Annotated in this window: 14 protein-coding genes; 4 read left to right on the top strand and 10 right to left on the bottom strand. The window is 75.0% G+C overall.

Annotated elements, in window-relative coordinates; all coding sequences use genetic code 11:
* Positions 1-16 precede the first annotated feature (16 nt).
* Genes ABT299_RS36010 through ABT299_RS36020 form a run of 3 tightly spaced genes read right to left on the bottom strand, consistent with a single transcriptional unit; the run spans position 17 to position 3,465 of the window.
* A complete protein-coding gene (locus ABT299_RS36010) occupies positions 17-349 on the bottom strand; it encodes a TraR/DksA family transcriptional regulator (protein ID WP_500253456.1) in 333 nt (110 codons plus the stop codon).
* 36 nt (positions 350-385) lie between these two features.
* Positions 386-829 carry a GNAT family N-acetyltransferase gene (locus ABT299_RS36015; RefSeq protein ID WP_500253457.1) on the bottom strand — a complete coding sequence of 148 codons (444 nt, stop codon included), beginning with the start codon at positions 827-829 and terminating at the stop codon, positions 386-388.
* On the bottom strand, positions 829-3,465 hold the full coding sequence (locus ABT299_RS36020) for a phosphoenolpyruvate carboxylase (RefSeq protein ID WP_500253476.1): 2,637 nt from the start codon (positions 3,463-3,465) through the stop codon (positions 829-831). The genes ABT299_RS36015 and ABT299_RS36020 overlap by 1 nt, the downstream gene beginning before the upstream one ends.
* A 132-nt stretch (positions 3,466-3,597) precedes the next feature.
* On the opposite strand from ABT299_RS36020, the gene ABT299_RS36025 reads away from it, so the two are divergent.
* The 3 genes from ABT299_RS36025 (at position 3,598) to ABT299_RS36035 (ending at position 6,760) form a co-directional block, all read left to right on the top strand.
* Entirely contained in the window at positions 3,598-5,190 is a 1,593-nt protein-coding gene (locus ABT299_RS36025; RefSeq protein ID WP_206700316.1) for an acyl-CoA carboxylase subunit beta, read from the top strand.
* A 74-nt stretch (positions 5,191-5,264) separates the two neighbouring features.
* The gene (locus tag ABT299_RS36030) at positions 5,265-5,504 is read left to right on the top strand and encodes an acyl-CoA carboxylase subunit epsilon (protein WP_387021534.1); all 240 of its coding nucleotides are present in this window, start codon (positions 5,265-5,267) and stop codon (positions 5,502-5,504) included.
* A gap of 188 nt (positions 5,505-5,692) precedes the next feature.
* Positions 5,693-6,760, top strand: a complete 1,068-nt coding sequence (locus ABT299_RS36035; RefSeq protein ID WP_500253458.1) for an NYN domain-containing protein — start codon at positions 5,693-5,695, stop codon at positions 6,758-6,760.
* A gap of 13 nt (positions 6,761-6,773) precedes the next feature.
* On the opposite strand, the gene abc-f is transcribed toward ABT299_RS36035, so the two are convergent.
* The gene (gene abc-f / locus ABT299_RS36040; RefSeq protein WP_387021538.1) at positions 6,774-8,417 is read right to left on the bottom strand and encodes a ribosomal protection-like ABC-F family protein; all 1,644 of its coding nucleotides are present in this window, start codon (positions 8,415-8,417) and stop codon (positions 6,774-6,776) included.
* 219 nt (positions 8,418-8,636) lie between these two features.
* Between abc-f and ABT299_RS36045 the strand changes: the two genes are divergently transcribed.
* The gene (locus ABT299_RS36045; protein WP_500253459.1) at positions 8,637-9,842 is read left to right on the top strand and encodes a YncE family protein; all 1,206 of its coding nucleotides are present in this window, start codon (positions 8,637-8,639) and stop codon (positions 9,840-9,842) included.
* On the opposite strand, the gene ABT299_RS36050 is transcribed toward ABT299_RS36045, so the two are convergent.
* From ABT299_RS36050 to ABT299_RS36075, 6 genes are all read right to left on the bottom strand, one after another.
* Positions 9,843-13,004, bottom strand: coding sequence for a BTAD domain-containing putative transcriptional regulator (locus ABT299_RS36050; protein WP_500253460.1), 3,162 nt, complete (start codon positions 13,002-13,004; stop codon positions 9,843-9,845). It lies immediately after the preceding gene.
* A gap of 64 nt (positions 13,005-13,068) precedes the next feature.
* Positions 13,069-13,542 carry a TadE/TadG family type IV pilus assembly protein gene (locus ABT299_RS36055; RefSeq protein ID WP_500253461.1) on the bottom strand — a complete coding sequence of 158 codons (474 nt, stop codon included), beginning with the start codon at positions 13,540-13,542 and terminating at the stop codon, positions 13,069-13,071.
* Positions 13,539-14,024, bottom strand: a complete 486-nt coding sequence (locus ABT299_RS36060; protein ID WP_500253462.1) for a TadE family protein — start codon at positions 14,022-14,024, stop codon at positions 13,539-13,541. The genes ABT299_RS36055 and ABT299_RS36060 overlap by 4 nt, the downstream gene beginning before the upstream one ends.
* Entirely contained in the window at positions 14,021-14,497 is a 477-nt protein-coding gene (locus tag ABT299_RS36065) for a TadE family protein (RefSeq protein WP_500253463.1), read from the bottom strand. The genes ABT299_RS36060 and ABT299_RS36065 overlap by 4 nt, the downstream gene beginning before the upstream one ends.
* 5 nt (positions 14,498-14,502) lie before the next feature.
* Positions 14,503-14,715 (bottom strand): Flp family type IVb pilin, encoded by a 213-nt coding sequence (locus ABT299_RS36070; protein WP_190867078.1) that lies wholly within the window; start codon positions 14,713-14,715, stop codon positions 14,503-14,505.
* A gap of 41 nt (positions 14,716-14,756) precedes the next feature.
* Positions 14,757-15,671: a type II secretion system F family protein gene (locus ABT299_RS36075; protein ID WP_190867080.1), complete on the bottom strand. Its 915-nt coding sequence runs from the start codon at positions 15,669-15,671 to the stop codon at positions 14,757-14,759.
* Positions 15,672-15,676 lie beyond the last annotated feature (5 nt).

A 15,676-nucleotide genomic window follows, 5' to 3' on the forward strand; every position in this document is an offset into this window, starting at 1 on the left:
CCGCTCGACGGGGGTGTCAGGCGCAGGCGACGCAGGTGCGGGCCATGGGGCGGGCCTCCAGACGCTCCGGCGCGATCGGGCCGCCGCAGCGTTCGCAGATCCCGTAGGCGCCCTCGGCGAGCCGGCGCAGCGCGCCGTCGATCTCGGCCAGCCGGGCCTCGGCCCGGCTCAGCGACGCCTCGATCCGGGCGCGTTCGAAGGCGATCGTGGCGCCTTCCGGGTCGTGCTCGTCGTCCGCGTTGCTCTGCGCCGACGCCTCGACGACGCCGTCCCAGTCGCGGCGCAGCGACGCCAGAAGCTCCAGCGTGCCCGCGCGGTCGGTGATAAGGCGTTCCTCCGCTGTGGTCACACCGCCTTCAACGCCGGCCGCGCCCGGCGCGATTCCTCACGCCAGCGGCTTGGCCATGTGGACGACGTTGCGGCCCTTGAGCACCTCGCGGCCGGTCTCCCGGTAACCGAGCCGCTGGTAGCGGTCGATGTTGCCGGTCATCCGCTCATTGGTGATCAGGCGGAGCCGGGTCAGGCCGAGGGCGCGGGCGCGGGCCTCGGCGAACGCGAGCAGCCGCCCGCCGATGCCCGTGCCGTGCAGCTCCGGGTGCACGGCCACGTTGTCGACGAGGAGGACGCCGTCCTCGGGAATGAGGACGATCAGGCCGTCCGGCCCGGGGCCGGTCACGAACACGTGCCCGGCCCCGATCAGCGCGGCGTAGTCGTCGTCCATGGGCATGGGGCGGGTGCCGATGATCTCCGCCCACGGCGCGTAGGCGGCCTGGACGATCTCCTCCACGCGCGGCCGGTCGGCGGCGGCCGCGGGCCTGACCTCCGCCATCAGCCGGTGTTCTGCAGTCCGGCGGCGACCCCGTTCACCGACAGGAGCAGCAGCGCTTCGAGGTGGCTGCGCTCCTCCTCGTCGGTGACGTCCCCGGCGCGCAGCGCGGTGAGGGCGCGCAGCTGGAGGTGCGAGAGCGCGTCCACGTACGGGTTGCGCAGCTCGACGGCGCGGGACAGCACGCGGCGGTTCTCCAGCAGCCGCTCGTGGCCGGTGACCGCGAGGACGAGCCGCCGGGTGCGGTCGTACTCGGCGAGGACGGTCTCGGACAGCTCGGGGCGCCCGCCGAGCGCGAGGTAGCGCTCCGCGATCGCCCGGTCGGACTTGGCGAGGCTCATCTCGGCGTTGTCGAGCAGCGTGTTGAACAGCGGCCACGCCTCGTAGGCCTCGCGGAGCCCGACGAGGTCGCGGCCGTCGTCGGAGACGGCGGCGAGGCCGCTGCCGAGGCCGTACCAGCCGGGCAGGTTGACGCGGGTCTGCGTCCACGCGAACACCCAGGGGATGGCGCGCAGGTCCTCCAGGCCGCGGGCGGCCTTGCGGCGGGCCGGGCGGGACCCGATCCGCAGCTCGGCGATCTCCTCCAGGGGGCTGACGCGGGCGAACCAGGCGGCGAAGCCGTCGGTCTCGATCAGCGCCCGGAACGCGTCCTTGGCCGCCTCGCCGATCTTGTCGGCGAGCGGGCGGAACCGGGCGGCGGCCTCCCGGGCGCGGTCCTGGACGGCGTCGGTCGAGGCCAGCAGGACGGCGCTGGTGACCTGCTCGACGTGCCGCTCGGCGATCTCCGTCCGGCCGTACCGGGCGAAGATCACCTCGCCCTGCTCGGTGACCTTGAAGCGGCCCGCGACGGACCCGGGGGCCTGCGCGAGGATCGCCCGGTTGGCGGGGCCGCCGCCGCGGCCGAGGGACCCGCCGCGGCCGTGGAACAGCGTCAGCGTGATGTCGTTGCGGGCCGCCCACGCGGCGAGCGCCTCCTGCGTGTCGTACAGCCGCAGGGTGGCGCTGGCCGGGCCGAGCTGCTTCGCGGAGTCGGAGTAGCCGAGCATGACCTCCATGCGGCGGCCGGTGTCGTCCAGCCGGCGCCGGACGGCCGGGATCTCCAGCATCCCCTCCAGCACGGACGGGGCGCGCTCCAGGTCCTCGCCGGTCTCGAACAGCGGGATCACGTCGAGGACGGGCGCGCCCTCGCCGAGGGACGCGGCCAGCTCGTGGACGTTCGCCATGTCCTGCGCGGACCGGGTGAACGACACGATGTAGCGGTGGCAGGCGCGGACGCCGAAGCGCTTCTGGATCCACGCGACGACGCGGAGGGTCTCGAGGATCTCCTCGGTCATCTCACTGAGCTGTTGCCGGGGGGTGTGGGGGGTCGTCCCCCCTCGGGTAGCGCCGTCGCCGCCCGCGCGGACCTCGGCCAGGGCCTTCTCGTGCAGCTCGGAGTGCTGGCGGATCTCCAGCTCGGCGAGGTGGAAGCCGAACGTCTCGACCTGCCAGACCAGCTGCTGGACGCGCCCGTACGCCTGCCGGACGGCGCCGGCGGCGGCCAGGGACTCCTGGACGGTCCGCAGGTCGGCGAGCAGCTCCTCCGGGGACGCGTAGGCGAGGTCGGCGTCCCGTTCGCGGGTCGCGGCGATCCGCGCCGCCGCGTACAGCAGGAACTGGCGGTGCGGCTCGCCCGGCGACCGCTTGGTGCCCTCGGCGAGCCGGGACGGGTGCGCGGTGCGGGCGGCGGCGAGCGCGTCCCGCAGCTCCGCCGAGGCGGGCGTCGTGGACTCGTGGACGGTCAGCTCGCGGCCGACCCGCGCGCACGCGGTCTCCAGCGCGCGCAGCACGTGGTCCGCCTGGATCATGACCGCGTCGCGGGTGACCTGCGCGGTGACGTAGGGGTTGCCGTCCCGGTCGCCGCCGATCCAGCTGCCGAACCGCAGGTACGGGCGGGCCTTCGGCGGGCGGGTGCCGGTGTCCTCCCCGTCGAGGGCGCGGTCGAGGGCGCGGTAGACGTGCGGCACGACCCGGAAGATCGTCTCGTCGAACGCGGCCATCGCGGTGCGGACCTCGTCGAGCGGGTCCATCTGGGTGCCGCGGCGCAGCGCCGTCCGCCAGAGCACGTCGATCTCCTCGCGGAGCCGCCGCTCGGTCTCCTCCCGCTCGCTCGCGCCCTGCCCGGCGTTCAGCGCCGTCAGCAGGTCGCTGATCCGCTGGATCGCGGTGACGACGGCGCGGCGGCGGGCCTCGGTCGGGTGCGCGGTGAAGACGGGCCGGAACTCCAGGCCGTCGATCATCTCGGCGAGCCGGTCGCCGCCGGCGGCGCGGATCTCCTCGACGGCCGCGGCCACCGAGCCCGGCACGCTCCCGCCGGTGTCGCGCTCGCGGAGCGTCCGGATCCGGTGGTGCTCCTCGGCGAGGTTCGTCAGGTGGAAGTACACGGTGAACGCGCGCGCGACCTGCTCGGCGCGCTCCAGCGTCCAGCCGTCGACGATCGCCGCGACCTCGTCGGCGGACGTCTCGCCCCGGCGGGCGGCGATCACCGCGTGGCGCAGCCGCTCGACGTCGTCCAGCAGCTCTCGCCCCCCGTACTCCACCAGCCCGTCGCCCAGCATCGCCCCGAGGAGGCGGACGTCACGGCGCAGCGGTTCCGGCATGTCCTGCCGCAGGGTGTCTCGCGTCTTCGTAGCCACGCGCCCAGCGTAACGAGCCCCGGTAAGGCGGAGTTCATCCCGGTCAGCGGGCCCCGCCCGCAGGTCCGGGGTCAGCGTGCGGTTACCCTGGCCCGCATGGCGATGGAAGCCCCTGAACCCGCGGTCGAGTACGACATCCACACGACGGCGGGAAAGATCGCGGACCTGGAACGACGCCGCTACGAGGCGGTGCACGCGGGCTCGGCGCGCGCCGTCGAGAAGCAGCACGCCAAGGGCAAGATGACGGCCCGGGAGCGGATCGACGCGCTGCTCGACCCCGGCTCGTTCGTCGAGTTCGACGAGATGGCGCGGCACCGGTCCACCAACTTCGGGATGGAGAAGAACCGCCCCTACGGCGACGGCGTCGTCACCGGGTACGGCACGGTCGACGGCCGGCCGGTCGCGGTCTTCAGCCAGGACTTCACCGTCTCCGGCGGGTCCCTCGGCGAGGTGTTCGGCGAGAAGATCGTCAAGGTCATGGACCACGCGCTGAAGACGGGCTGCCCGGTGGTCGGGATCAACGACTCCGGCGGCGCGCGGATCCAGGAGGGCGTGGTCGCGCTCGGCCTGTACGCGGAGATCTTCAAGCGGAACGTGCACGCCTCCGGCGTCATCCCGCAGATCTCGCTGGTCCTCGGGCCGTGCGCGGGCGGCGCGGTGTACTCCCCCGCGATCACCGACTTCATCGTCATGGCCGACCAGACCTCGCACATGTTCATCACCGGCCCGGACGTCATCAAGACGGTCACCGGCGAAGAGGTGACCATGGAGGAGCTCGGCGGGGCGCACTCGCACAACTCCAAGTCGGGCGTGGCCCACTACCAGGGCTCCGACGAGGAGGACGCGATCGAGTACGTCAAGGCGCTGCTGTCGTACCTGCCGTCCAACAACCTCTCCGACGCGCCCGCCTTCGACGTGCCGGTCGACCCGTCCGAGCCGGTCGAGGACCTCGACACCCTCATCCCGGACTCGCCGAACCAGCCGTACGACATGCACACCGCGATCGAGCACGTGGTCGACGACGGCGAGTTCCTGGAGGTCCAGGAGCTGTTCGCGCCGAACATCATCTGCGGGTTCGGGCGCGTCGAGGGCCACTCCGTCGGCATCGTCGCGAACCAGCCGATGCAGTTCGCCGGGACGCTCGACATCGACGCCTCCGAGAAGGCCGCCCGGTTCGTCCGGACCTGCGACGCCTTCAACATCCCCGTGCTGACCTTCGTGGACGTCCCCGGCTTCCTGCCCGGCACCGACCAGGAGTGGAACGGGATCATCCGGCGCGGCGCCAAGCTGCTGTACGCCTACGCCGAGGCGACCGTCCCGCTCGTCACCGTGATCACCCGGAAGGCGTACGGCGGCGCGTACGACGTCATGGGCTCCAAGCACCTCGGCGCCGACATCAACCTGGCGTGGCCGACCGCGCAGATCGCCGTCATGGGCGCGCAGGGCGCGGTCAACATCCTGTACCGGCGCGAGCTGGCCGCCGCGGACGACCCCGACACCCGCCGCGCCGAGCTGATCACCGAGTACGAGGACACCCTCGCCAACCCGTACGTCGCCGCCGACCGCGGCTACGTCGACGCGGTGATCAAGCCGTCGGAGACCCGCGGCCAGGTCGTCAAGGCGCTGCGCGCGCTACGCGAGAAGCGCAAGACGCTGCCGCCGAAGAAGCACGGCAACATCCCGCTCTAGAGCACCGAGACGGACGCCCGTTCCGGGGTCGGACCGCCCGCCGCGTCCGGCCCCGGGGCCGCCGAGGAGAACCCGTGACCGCTGAAGACAAGCCGTTCCTGCAGGTGGTGCGGGGCGACCCGTCCCCCGAGGAGGTCGCCGCGCTGGTCGCCGTGCTGACCGCGCGCGCCCGCGCCGCCGCCGCGGCCCGCGACGGCGGAGAGCCCCGGACGTCCCGCTGGGCCGACCGGACCCGGCTCGTCCGCGCCACCGCGGCCGGCGGGCTGCGGCCCCGCGGGCCCGGTGCGTGGCGGGCCAGCGGCCTGCCCCGCTGACCCACGCCCGCGAGACGCCGCGCGGCCCGCGTCGGCGGCCACCGCGCGGGCCCGCGCGACGCGCCCGGGATGCGTCCGATCTCCCGTCCTATGGGGTGTGTTGATCCCCGGACGGGGAATGGGATCGGGCGACACGTAACCGTGGTTCGCGCCCAGCGGGGGTCTCCGCACGAATAAGGTGGAAGGCCATGGCCACCTCGGAGTTCGTCCCACAGCCCGCGCGATACGCCATCTTCGTCGACGCGGGGTACCTTTACGCGGCCTCCGGGGCTCTGCTGCTCGGCTGCGGCTCGCGGCGCGAGTACCGGGTCGCCGCGGAGCAGCTGATCAAGGCACTGACCAGCCACGCGGACGACCAGTTGCTGGGCGAGCTGCTGCGCGTCTACTGGTTCGACGCCGCGCCGAAGAAGCAGCCCACCGTCGACCAGCGGGTCATCGCGAACCTGCCGCTGGTGAAGCTGCGGCTCGGCAACCTGAACGCGCAGGGCCAGCAGAAGGGCGTGGACGCGCAGCTCCGCGCCGACCTGGAGGCCCTCGCCCGGCACCGCGCGATCACCGACGCGGTGCTGCTGGCCGGCGACGAGGACATGCTGCCCGCCGTGGAGGCCGCGCAGCGCTACGGCGTCCGCGTGCACCTGTGGGGCGTGGAGCCGACGCACGGCTCCAACCAGGCCGAATGGCTGGTGTGGGAGTCCGACCGGGTCGAGGTGCTGTCCGCCGACTTCCTGCGCCCCTACTTCACCAAGGCCAAGGTGCTGCCGGTGCCCGCGCCCGGCACCGCCGCCGCCGTCCGCGACGCGGCCGCCGCCGCGCAGCGCACGTCGCCCGTCCCGTCCCCGTCCCAGGTGTTCGCCGGGCGCCCCCCGGCGGTCAAGCCCGCGCCCGCCGCGGCCGTCCGCACCGCCGTGCCCGTCCCGGGCGGCACCCCGGTGACCCCGGCGACCGTGGCGGCCTCGATGAACGCGGCGTCCGCCGCCCAGTCCGACGGCCGCCTCGGCCCGGACCGCGACCACATGCTGGAGATCGGCGAGCACGTCGCCCAGAAGTGGATCTTCGAGCGGGGCCGCGACAACATCCGCGATCTGCTCCCCGGCCCGATCCTGCCGCCCGTCATCGACAAGGAGCTGCTGATCGAGGCCGAGAAGGAGCTCGGCGGCTCCCTGCGCCCCTACCAGGAGGCCCGGACCTGGCTCCGCGACGGCTTCTGGGAGCGCGTCTACCGGGAGTTCGGCATCGGCTTCGGCAAATCCGACTGACCTCCGCCGCCGGTCAGGCGGCCTGCTCGTCGGTCACCCGGCCGTCCCGGAGTTCCAGGCGGCGGCCCGTGAAGGACGCGCGCATGCGGCGGTCGTGCGTGACGATGACGAGCGCCCCCTGGTAGCCGTCGAGGGCCTCCTCCAGCTCGTCGACCAGCAGCGGCGACAGGTGGTTGGTGGGTTCGTCCAGCAGGACGAGGTCCGCGCGGCCGGAGACGAGGCGGGCCAGCTCCAGCCTGCGGCGCTGCCCCGCCGACAGGGACCGGACGCTCTTGCCCAGGTCGGCGGCCGTGAACAGGCCCATGGCGAGCAGCTCGGCGGCGTGCTCCTCGGGCTCGCCGGCCCGGCCCTCGCCGAACGCGCGCAGCAGCGTCCGGCCGTCGCGGTGGGACGGGCCGCCGTCCTGGCGGAGGTGGCCGACGTTCGCCGGACGGCGGACGCGGCCCTCCGCCGGGGCCAGCTCACCGGCCAGCACCCGCATCAGCGTCGTCTTCCCGGCGCCGTTCGGGCCGGTGATCAGGACCCGCTCGCCCGGCCGGACGCGCAGCGACCCGATCTCCAGGCGGCCGGGGATCCGGACCTCCTCGAGTTCGACCGCCGGGCCGTCCGGCGGCGCGCCGGCGGTGGACGGGCGGGCCGCGAACCGCAGCGGCTCGGGCGGCGGCGGGACCGGGCCGTCCCGCAGTTCCCGGAGCCGCTGCCGCGCGCTGCGGATCCGGGACATCGCGCCGTGCGAGCGGGACCGCGCGCGGAACGCGCCCGCGCCGCTGAACGCCCACGGGCCCTTGCGCGGGATCGCCGAGAGCCGGTCGATGTTGCCGTCGGCGAGCGCCTCGTGCCGCCGCACCTCCTCCCGCCACGTCTCGTACTCGTGCCGGTGGCGCTCCCGGGCGGCGGCCTTCGCGGCGAGATAGCCGGTGTAGCCGTTGCCGTAGCGCCGGACGGTCCGCTGGTCGTGGTCGACCTCGATGACGGTGGCGGTGACGCGGTCGAGGAACGCGCGGTCGTGGGTGACGGCGACGACGGACCCGCGATGGGTGCGCAGCCGTTCCTCCAGCCACTGCGCGGCGTCGTCGTCGAGGTCGTTGGTGGGCTCGTCCAGCAGGAGCAGTTCGGGTGACGCGGCGAGCGTCGCGGCGAGCATCAGCCTCGACCGCTCGCCGCCGGACAGAGTGCCGAGCGCCCGCTCGCGGGCGAAGCCGGACACGCCGAGGGCCTTGCGGGCGATCTCGACGCGGGCGTCGGCCTCGTAGCCGCCGCGCGCCTCGAACCGTTCGACGAGGTCGCCGTACGCGGCGAGTTCGGCGGGTGTGGCGGTGCCGAGTCCGGCCTCGGCGCGGGTCATCCGGTCCCGGAGGTCGCGCAGGTCGGCGAGCGCGAGGTCGATCGCGTCCTGCACGGTCGCGGACGGCGGGAGGTCGAGGGTCTGCGGCAGGTGGCCGATGCCGCCGGGCGCGGCGACCTCCACGGTGCCGTTGTCGGGGGCCTCGACGCCGGCGATGAGGCGCAGAAGCGTCGACTTCCCCGAGCCGTTCTCGCCGATCACCCCGACCTTGTCGCCGGGGCGGATCGACAGCGACACCCGATCGAGGACGACGTGGTCGTCGTAGCGCTTGGTGACGCCGGACAGGACGAGGCGGGATTGCGCGGTACGCAAAAAGGAACTCCAGTGATCAATGCGTTGGCAGGGCGTGGCGGAGCGCGGCTCGACGCCGGGTGCGCGCTTGCAACGCAGTGATCACAGAGTTCCCATTGCCTCCATTACTAGCAGACGGCTTCCGGAGCGACAAGCCTCGCCTTCTCGCGAGACGAGGATGGACACGTTTCGTAGTTATTCGGGCGCGTTGAGTTGCAGGCGAGTACAGTCCCCGCCGTGATGGGGAGAGGCTGTGCCGCGGGACGGCGCCGGAGCCTGCTCGGCGCGTTCGCGCTGGCCGGGGTCATGGCGCTGGTCTCGGGGTGCGAGCCGCCCGTGGGCTTCTACCGGCCCGGCGAGGGCGGCCCGGACGATCCCGTGGTGGGGCTCGGCGGGCCCGCGCCCTACGTGCGGCCGGGCACGGAGCGGCCCAAGACCGCGGACCCGCCGGTCGTGCCGGCCGGCGGACGGGTGTACGCGGCGACCGGACCCGGGATGATCGCTCCGGGCGCGCGGAGCATGCCGGCGCGGCTGTACGTCGCGGACGGGCGCGGCATCGAGGTCATCGACCCGCGGACGCTGCGGCTGATCGGACGGGTCGGCGCCGGGGCCGGGGGCGCCGCGGCGCGGGTGGTGCCGTCGTGGGACCTGCGGCGGCTGTGGATCGCCGACACCGTGCACGACGTGCTGGTCCCGGTGTGGGCGCGGACGGGGCGGCGGGGCCTGCCGGTGCCCGCCGTCGACCCGGCGGGGCTGTACTTCACCCCCGACGGGCGGACGGCGCTGGTCGCGGCGGGGCGGCCGAGGCGGATCGAGGTCCGCGACCCGCGGACGATGCGGCCCCGGGCGTCGGTGCCGCTGCCGTGCGCGGCGGCGGACGGCGACTTCACGCTCGCCGGGACGTCCCTGGTGATGAGCTGCACGTCGGCGGGGGCGCTGGTCCGGGTGGACGTGCCGGGGCGGCGGGTCGCGGGCGCGGTCCGGCTGCCTGCGGGGGCGCGGCCGGGCGACGTGCGGCTGTCCCCCGACGGCGGGACGTTCTTCGTCGCGGACGCGGCGAACGGCGGGGTGTGGGCGGTGGACGCGCGGACGTTCGCGCCGCGCGGGTTCGTCCGGACGGCGCCGGGCGCGCGGGGCCTCGCGATCAGCCGGGACGCGCGGCGGCTGTTCGTCGCGGGCGGCGGGACGCTCGCCACCGTGGACTTCCGGACCCGCCGCGTCACCGCGCGATGGCCGCTGCCAGGAGGCGGGGACGCGATCCCGGGCGGTGTGTCGTCGGACGGGCGGGCGCTGTGGCTGGCCGGCGCGGAAGGGCTCGTCTACGCGGTGTCGACGCGGACGGGCCGGGTGCTGCGGCGGGCGCGGCTCCGGAGCCGTCCGGCGGCCCTGGCCGTGCACCCGCAGCCGGGCCGGTACTCGCTGGGCGGCACCGGCCTGTACCGCTGATCAGGACCCGACCCGGTGCCATTCCGGGATCAGCTCCTCGACCAGCGCCTCCGTCTCCGGCTGCAGCTGGTCGATCATCGGGTCCCGGCCGACGCGGCCGCGCAGCTCGTCGACCGCGATCCTGACCTGCGCCTCGTCACCGGTCGCGTGGGTGGCGCGGAGCAGGTCCCGCCACAGGCCCTCGTCGTCGGGCGCGAGCCGGAGCCCGGCGCGGGCGGCGGCGACCGCGCCGCGCGCGTCGCCCTCGTCCAGCCGCAGGACGGCGAGCCGGTGCGCGACGTCGACGACCCGGGCCGTCGCCTCGTACTCCAGGTCGTGCGCGGCGAGCCAGGAGTAGCGGCCGCGGGGGCGGCCGGAGAGCAGGGGGCCGCGGACGAGGTCCAGCGCGTACGCCATGTAGGCCATCTCGGAGGCGGGTTCGGCGGCGGACCGCCACACCAGCCACCGGAACACGGCGAGGTCGACGCGGACCTCCGAGCCGAGCCTGATCCGGCCGCGCTCGTCGTAGTACAGGTTGGGGCGGCCGCGGGCGTCGCGGCCGAGCCAGTCGGACACGCGGGCCACGCACGCGTCGCGGACGCCCGCGGTGACGCCGCGCGGCCAGATCGCGCCGGACAGCACGGTCGGGTGCACGCCGTTCGGGTGCGCCGCCAGGTAGACGAGGACCTCGGTGCAGAGTTCGCGGCGGCTCTCGTCCATCGGCCCCGGTGCCTCGACCTCGATCGGGCCGAGCAGCCGGACGTCGACCGACGACTGCTGCGCGTCGGGCGGCTGCGGGGCGTCCACGGGGTCCGCCAGCGGCACCGGGTCGGTCCGCCCGGCCGTCTCGAACAGGTCGAACACCGCGCGGTACTGGTCGTCGCGGACGAGCTGCGCGTCCACCTCGAAGCCGAGGACGCCGGCGTGCAGCCGGGCGCGCTCGTCGACGTCCCAGGTCCAGGTGGCGCCGGGCACGTCGCCGGGGACGAGGTAGCCGGCGGCCATCCGGGTGCCGGTGCGGGCGAGGGCGACGAGCCGGTCCGCCTCCCAGTCCGCCGGCGGGTCCGCCATGATCAGGTAGTGCGGCATCCACGCCTCGCCGAACACGCCGCGGCAGCGCCCGGTGAGGACGGAGTCGACGCCGGACGCGGCGAGCGCCTGGCGGACCTCCTCGGTGCGGCCCTCCAGTTCGGGCAGCGCGTCGGCGAGGTTCGGCACGGACCGGACGCGGTCCGGGGCGATCCGGGCGAGGCCCTCGCCGAACTCGGCGCCGAACCCGACGAGCGTGATCCGCATGTGGTCGGACCAGCGGTTGGTGGCCAGCTCCATCGCGATCGCGGCGAGGGCGGCGCGCCGGTCGTCGTCGGGGCCGCGCAGCGCGACCAGGCCGTGCGCCGCCTCCAGGTCGACGAGGATGCGGCCGTTGTCGTTGGTGCCTATGGAGACCAGGCCCGGGTAGGGGGCGAGGACGTCGGCGAGGTCGGCGGCCTCCAGCCCGGCCGCCGCGTCGGCGCGCAGCCGCCACACCTGCCCGTCGTCGAACGCCTGCCAGGGCGCGGGCGGGTTGCGGTCGGCGGGCGCGATCCACAGGTCGAGGCTGCCCTGCCCGTTCTGCGCGTGGCCGAGGTGCACCCCGTAGACGGTGGGGAGGGCGCGTCCTCCGGCGGCCATCGACTTCGACAGGTGCCGCAGGCCGAGGTCGAGGAGCCGCGCGCCGTCCTCGTCGGCGCCGAACCGCAGCGCGCGCTCCGCCTCCGCCGCCGCGCCCTCCGGCCGGGCGATCATGTGGCCGAACGCGCGGTTCCACATCTGCGTCCGGCGGCGCCGGCCGAGCACGCTGAGCAGGCCGGCGGCCAGCAGCGACGCGGCGGCGAGGCCCTGCGGCCATTTCAGCTCGAACGACGGGCCGGGGTCGTCGTAGGAGGTCCGGCTCTGGCCGGGCAGGCTCGCGCCGCCGGTGCCGGCGCCGCCGCCCATCTCGCCGGACGGCCCGCCCGCACCGCCGCCGTGCGCGGGCGGATGCGCCGGGGTCTCGGCCCCGTGCGACGGCGCGGCCGTGTGGGACGGGGAAGGCGCGGCCGTGTGGGACGGAGACGGTGCGGCCGTGTGGGACGGAGACGGTGCGGCCGTGTGGGAGGGGGCCGGGCTCGGCGCCGCGGTGTGGGGCGGCGACGGCGTGGGGGCGGCCGTGTGCGCGGGCGGACGCGCGGGCGCCGGCTTCTGCGGCTGCGGTGTAGCGGTGTGCGCCGGCGCCTCGGTGTGGGACGGCCGCGGTGCCGGAGTCGCCGGCGCCGAGGGCTGCGGCGCCGGCTTCTGCGGCGCGGGCGTCGAGGGCGCCGGGTCCTGCGGATGCTCCGGACGGTCCGGGACGGCGTGCCCGAACCGGTAGTAGTCGTGCAGGTCCTTCACGGGGACGGTGTGCGCGTGCTTGGCGTCCGCCGGCATCTCCAGGACCCAGCCGGGACGGATCAGGCTCGCGATCGTGAGGCGCGTCCCGTCCGGCTGCACGTGCCCCTTGTTGAGGTCGTAGATCTCCTTGTAGCGGCGCCCTTCGCCGAGGCACTTCTCGGCGATCTCCCAGAGGCTCTCGTGGTGCCGGCCCTCCGGCGGGTGCACCCGGTAGATCTTGGTGGTGTCCGGTTTCTCGCTGAGCGTCTCGGTGCGGGACTCGGCGGGCGCGGGCGGCGCCTCGGCGGGACGGTCCGGCGCGTCCGGGACGCGGTGGTACTCCTGCGCCGAGGCGTGCGCGGGACGCTGCGACAGCCCGCCGGAGAGCGCCGGCATGATCACGGACGTGGCGGTGAACAGCAGCAGCGCGGCGACGACGAGCCGGTGCACCAGCGACTGCGTGCCGCCCGCGAGCGGCACCCGCGCGGGCACGCCGACCCCGCGGATCCCCGCGTACACCTCGACGACCACGCACAGCGCGAGCTGGATCCAGGCGAGCCAGACCAGCACGACGAGGATGCCGATGAGCGAGCCGGGCCCGATCCGGTGCGAGAGGTCGGACGCGGCGGGCAGGTGCGACGGGATCGGCGACCCGAAGAACGTCAGCAGCGCGTAGGGGACGCCCGCGAGGAGCGCGGCGAGCGCCGCGAGGGCGCCGATGCCGGCGAGGACGTCGCCGGGGCCGCGGCGCGCCCGCACCCGTACGGGGGTCCGCCGCCCATGCCCTGTCACCATCGCGCCCCCACGGTTCGCCGGGTCTCGGACGTCGCCTCGATCGTAAGGCCCTTCCCCGCCGGCCTCATGGGCCGTTCCCACCGGTGACGGGGCGGGCGGTCTCGGTGGAGGTCAGGGTGAACGAGCCGAACCCCGGGACGATCCCGAGGATCTGCGGCTTCACCGTGATCTCGACGCTGACCGTCACCTGCTGCTGGTCGGCGTCGCAGCGCGACGCGGCGACCTGGGTGCCGAAGTCGCCGAGCAGCTCGCAGGCCGCGGCGCGGGCCCGTCCCGGGTCGAGGACGGGCTCGCCGGTCGCGCGGAGCGCCTCGGTGTCGATCTGGTTCGCCCCGGCGCGCGCCGCCTGCTCGGCCATGTCGGCGGCGCGCTGCCGCGCGTGGATGGCGAGGCCGCCGTCCACCAGCAGGCCCGCCAGCATCAGCACGATCGGGGTGAACAGGACGGTGTACATCGCGATCGTGCCCCGGTCGCCGCCGCCCTGGCCCGAGAGCCGGGTCCGGGTCCGGGCGCGGAGCACGCGGAGGGCGCGTCTCATCGGCCGTCCCCCGGTTCCGCCGGTCCGTCGCCGCCCCGGAAGGTGAAGGTGTCGATCGGGGCGACCGACCGGCCCTGCAGCCGCTTGGTGCCGGGCAGCCCGATGAACGCCAGGTCGGACAGGTTCACGTCGCACACGATCGTCACCTCGACGTGCCCGCCGGGCGCGAAGTCCGACACGTCCGTCTGGACGGACGGGCCGCCGGAGCACCAGCGCGAGTCGCGCAGCCCGGCGGTGGCGGTCTCCTGCGCGAGCTCCTGCGCGGATCCGGAGTCGCGGGCGATGGACGCGGCGCGGACCGCGTCGCGGGCGGCGCCGTCCACCTGGCTCTGCGCGTCCACCATCCGCCCCGCGCCGGCGAGGAACAGCAGGAACGCGACGAACAGCGGCGTGACGAGCACCAGCTCCAGCGACATGGAGCCCCGGTCGCCGCCGGCCGCGCTCCGCCGCCCGCTCCCGATCCGCCCGATCCGCCCGGTCACGGGCCCGCTCCCCGCTGGCAGGCGAGGCCCGTCCCGACGTCCGGCCGGAAGCACTCGATCGGCCCCTGCGACCGCTGCGACACGTGGAAGGTCAGGAACGGGATGACCTGCACGGCCTCGCCGCTGACCTGCACCCACCGCTCGTCGTTCACCTCGCCGGTGTCGACGTGCAGGCCGCTGATCAGGTGCGGCCCGATGTGGTCGATGTCGCCGGTCGCCTTCGTGACGGCCGCGTCCTGCCAGCCGCCGCCGACCGGCTGGGTCCGCGCGACACGGGCGCCGGACTGCGCGGCGGCCAGCGCGACCTGCCGCGCGTGGAACACCATCGTGAACTGGACGACGGCGAGCAGCACGAGGATGAGCACCGGCGTGAGCAGCGCCCACTCCATCGACGACACGCCCGCGTCCGACCCGAGCCGGCGGCGGGCGGCGGCGAGGGCGGCGGCCGCCCGCGCGCGTCCACGGCACCGCATCGCGGTCAGCCCGTGTTGATGCTGTTGGCCTTGTCCTGGATCTTTTTCTGGATGATCGCGCCGATGGTGATCGCGATCAGCGCGAGGATCGCGGTGATGATCGCCCATTCGATCGCCGAGGCGCCCTTGCTCCGCTCCTCCTCGTCGCGCAGCCGCGCGAGCCGCGTGCCGAGCAGGGCCCGCAGGTAGACGAGGGCCGGATCGTTCAGCGGGTTCATCGAGACTCCTTCAAGGGGACGGGCCCGGAGGCGATGCGGGGTCACGAGGCGAGCACCCGCATCAGGGCCGGATAGGCCAGGAAGACCAGGAAGCCGGCGCACAGGAACAGCTGCGCGACGAGCATGGACTGGGACCGCTCGCCCGCCTTGCCCTCCAGCTCCGACAGCTCGCGGCTGCGCATCGACGCGGCGCGGGCGGACAGCGACCGGCGGATCTGCGCGCCGTCATCGGACACCAGCGCGAGCGCGCCGGCGAGGTCGCGCAGCTCGGCGATGTCGAGGTCGTCGCCGAGGCCGCCGAGCGCCTGCCAGGGCGTCTGCCCGGTGAGGCGGGCGTTGCCGAGCGCGTCGCGGATGCGGCGCATCGCCGGGCCGTCCCCGACGTTCGACGCGGTCATCAGCGCCTCCGGGACGCCGCGCCCGCCCGCGAGGTTCATCGAGACCAGGTCGAGGAACGCGCCGACGACGTGCCGGAAGTCCTGCCGGCGGGCCTGCGCCTCCTGCCGCAGCTGCATGTCCGGGAAGAAGAAGAACAGCGCGGCGAACAGCACGCAGATCCACACCGGGACCTGCACGGACGAGCCGAAGCCGAGCAGCGCGAAGTACCCGACGACCAGCGGGATGAACAGCAGCGCGGCGGCGGGCAGCAGGAACTTGGTCGCGAGGAACGCCTCCAGCGACCGCTCGGTGATGGCGAGGTCCGCGCGGACCGAGCGCAGCTTCCAGCCGCGCGACTCGCAGAACGCCACCAGCTCCCGCCCGAGCCGCGCCCGCATCCCGCCGAACCGGCCGGCGGGCCGGACCGTCCCGGCCCGCGCGTCCTCCAGGTCGCGGCGGCGGGCGGCGTCGAGCGCGGCCATCCGCGCGGCGAGGCCGGGACGCGCCGGGAACAGCGCCCGGACGAGCGCGTACAGGCCGAGGCCGACGACGGCGCCCGCGAGGATCGCGCCGGTCACGCGGC

This window comes from Spirillospora sp. NPDC000708, from assembly GCF_040299565.1.
In the GTDB taxonomy this organism is placed as follows: Bacteria; Actinomycetota; Actinomycetes; order Streptosporangiales; family Streptosporangiaceae; genus Spirillospora.

Excerpts from the sequence above, each read along its gene's own strand:
- ABT299_RS36015 (WP_500253457.1), bottom strand. The coding sequence starts at position 829 with ATGGCGGAGGTCAGGCCCGCGGCCGCCGCCGACCGGCCGCGCGTGGAG.
- ABT299_RS36020 (WP_500253476.1), bottom strand. The coding sequence starts at position 3,465 with ATGCCGGAACCGCTGCGCCGTGACGTCCGCCTCCTCGGGGCGATGCTG.
- ABT299_RS36070 (WP_190867078.1), bottom strand. The coding sequence starts at position 14,715 with ATGAACCCGCTGAACGATCCGGCCCTCGTCTACCTGCGGGCCCTGCTC.
- ABT299_RS36055 (WP_500253461.1), bottom strand. The coding sequence starts at position 13,542 with ATGAGACGCGCCCTCCGCGTGCTCCGCGCCCGGACCCGGACCCGGCTC.
- ABT299_RS36025 (WP_206700316.1), top strand. The coding sequence starts at position 3,598 with ATGGCGATGGAAGCCCCTGAACCCGCGGTCGAGTACGACATCCACACG.
- ABT299_RS36035 (WP_500253458.1), top strand. The coding sequence starts at position 5,693 with ATGGCCACCTCGGAGTTCGTCCCACAGCCCGCGCGATACGCCATCTTC.
- ABT299_RS36050 (WP_500253460.1), bottom strand. The coding sequence starts at position 13,004 with ATGGTGACAGGGCATGGGCGGCGGACCCCCGTACGGGTGCGGGCGCGC.
- ABT299_RS36045 (WP_500253459.1), top strand. The coding sequence starts at position 8,637 with ATGGGGAGAGGCTGTGCCGCGGGACGGCGCCGGAGCCTGCTCGGCGCG.
- ABT299_RS36065 (WP_500253463.1), bottom strand. The coding sequence starts at position 14,497 with ATGCGGTGCCGTGGACGCGCGCGGGCGGCCGCCGCCCTCGCCGCCGCC.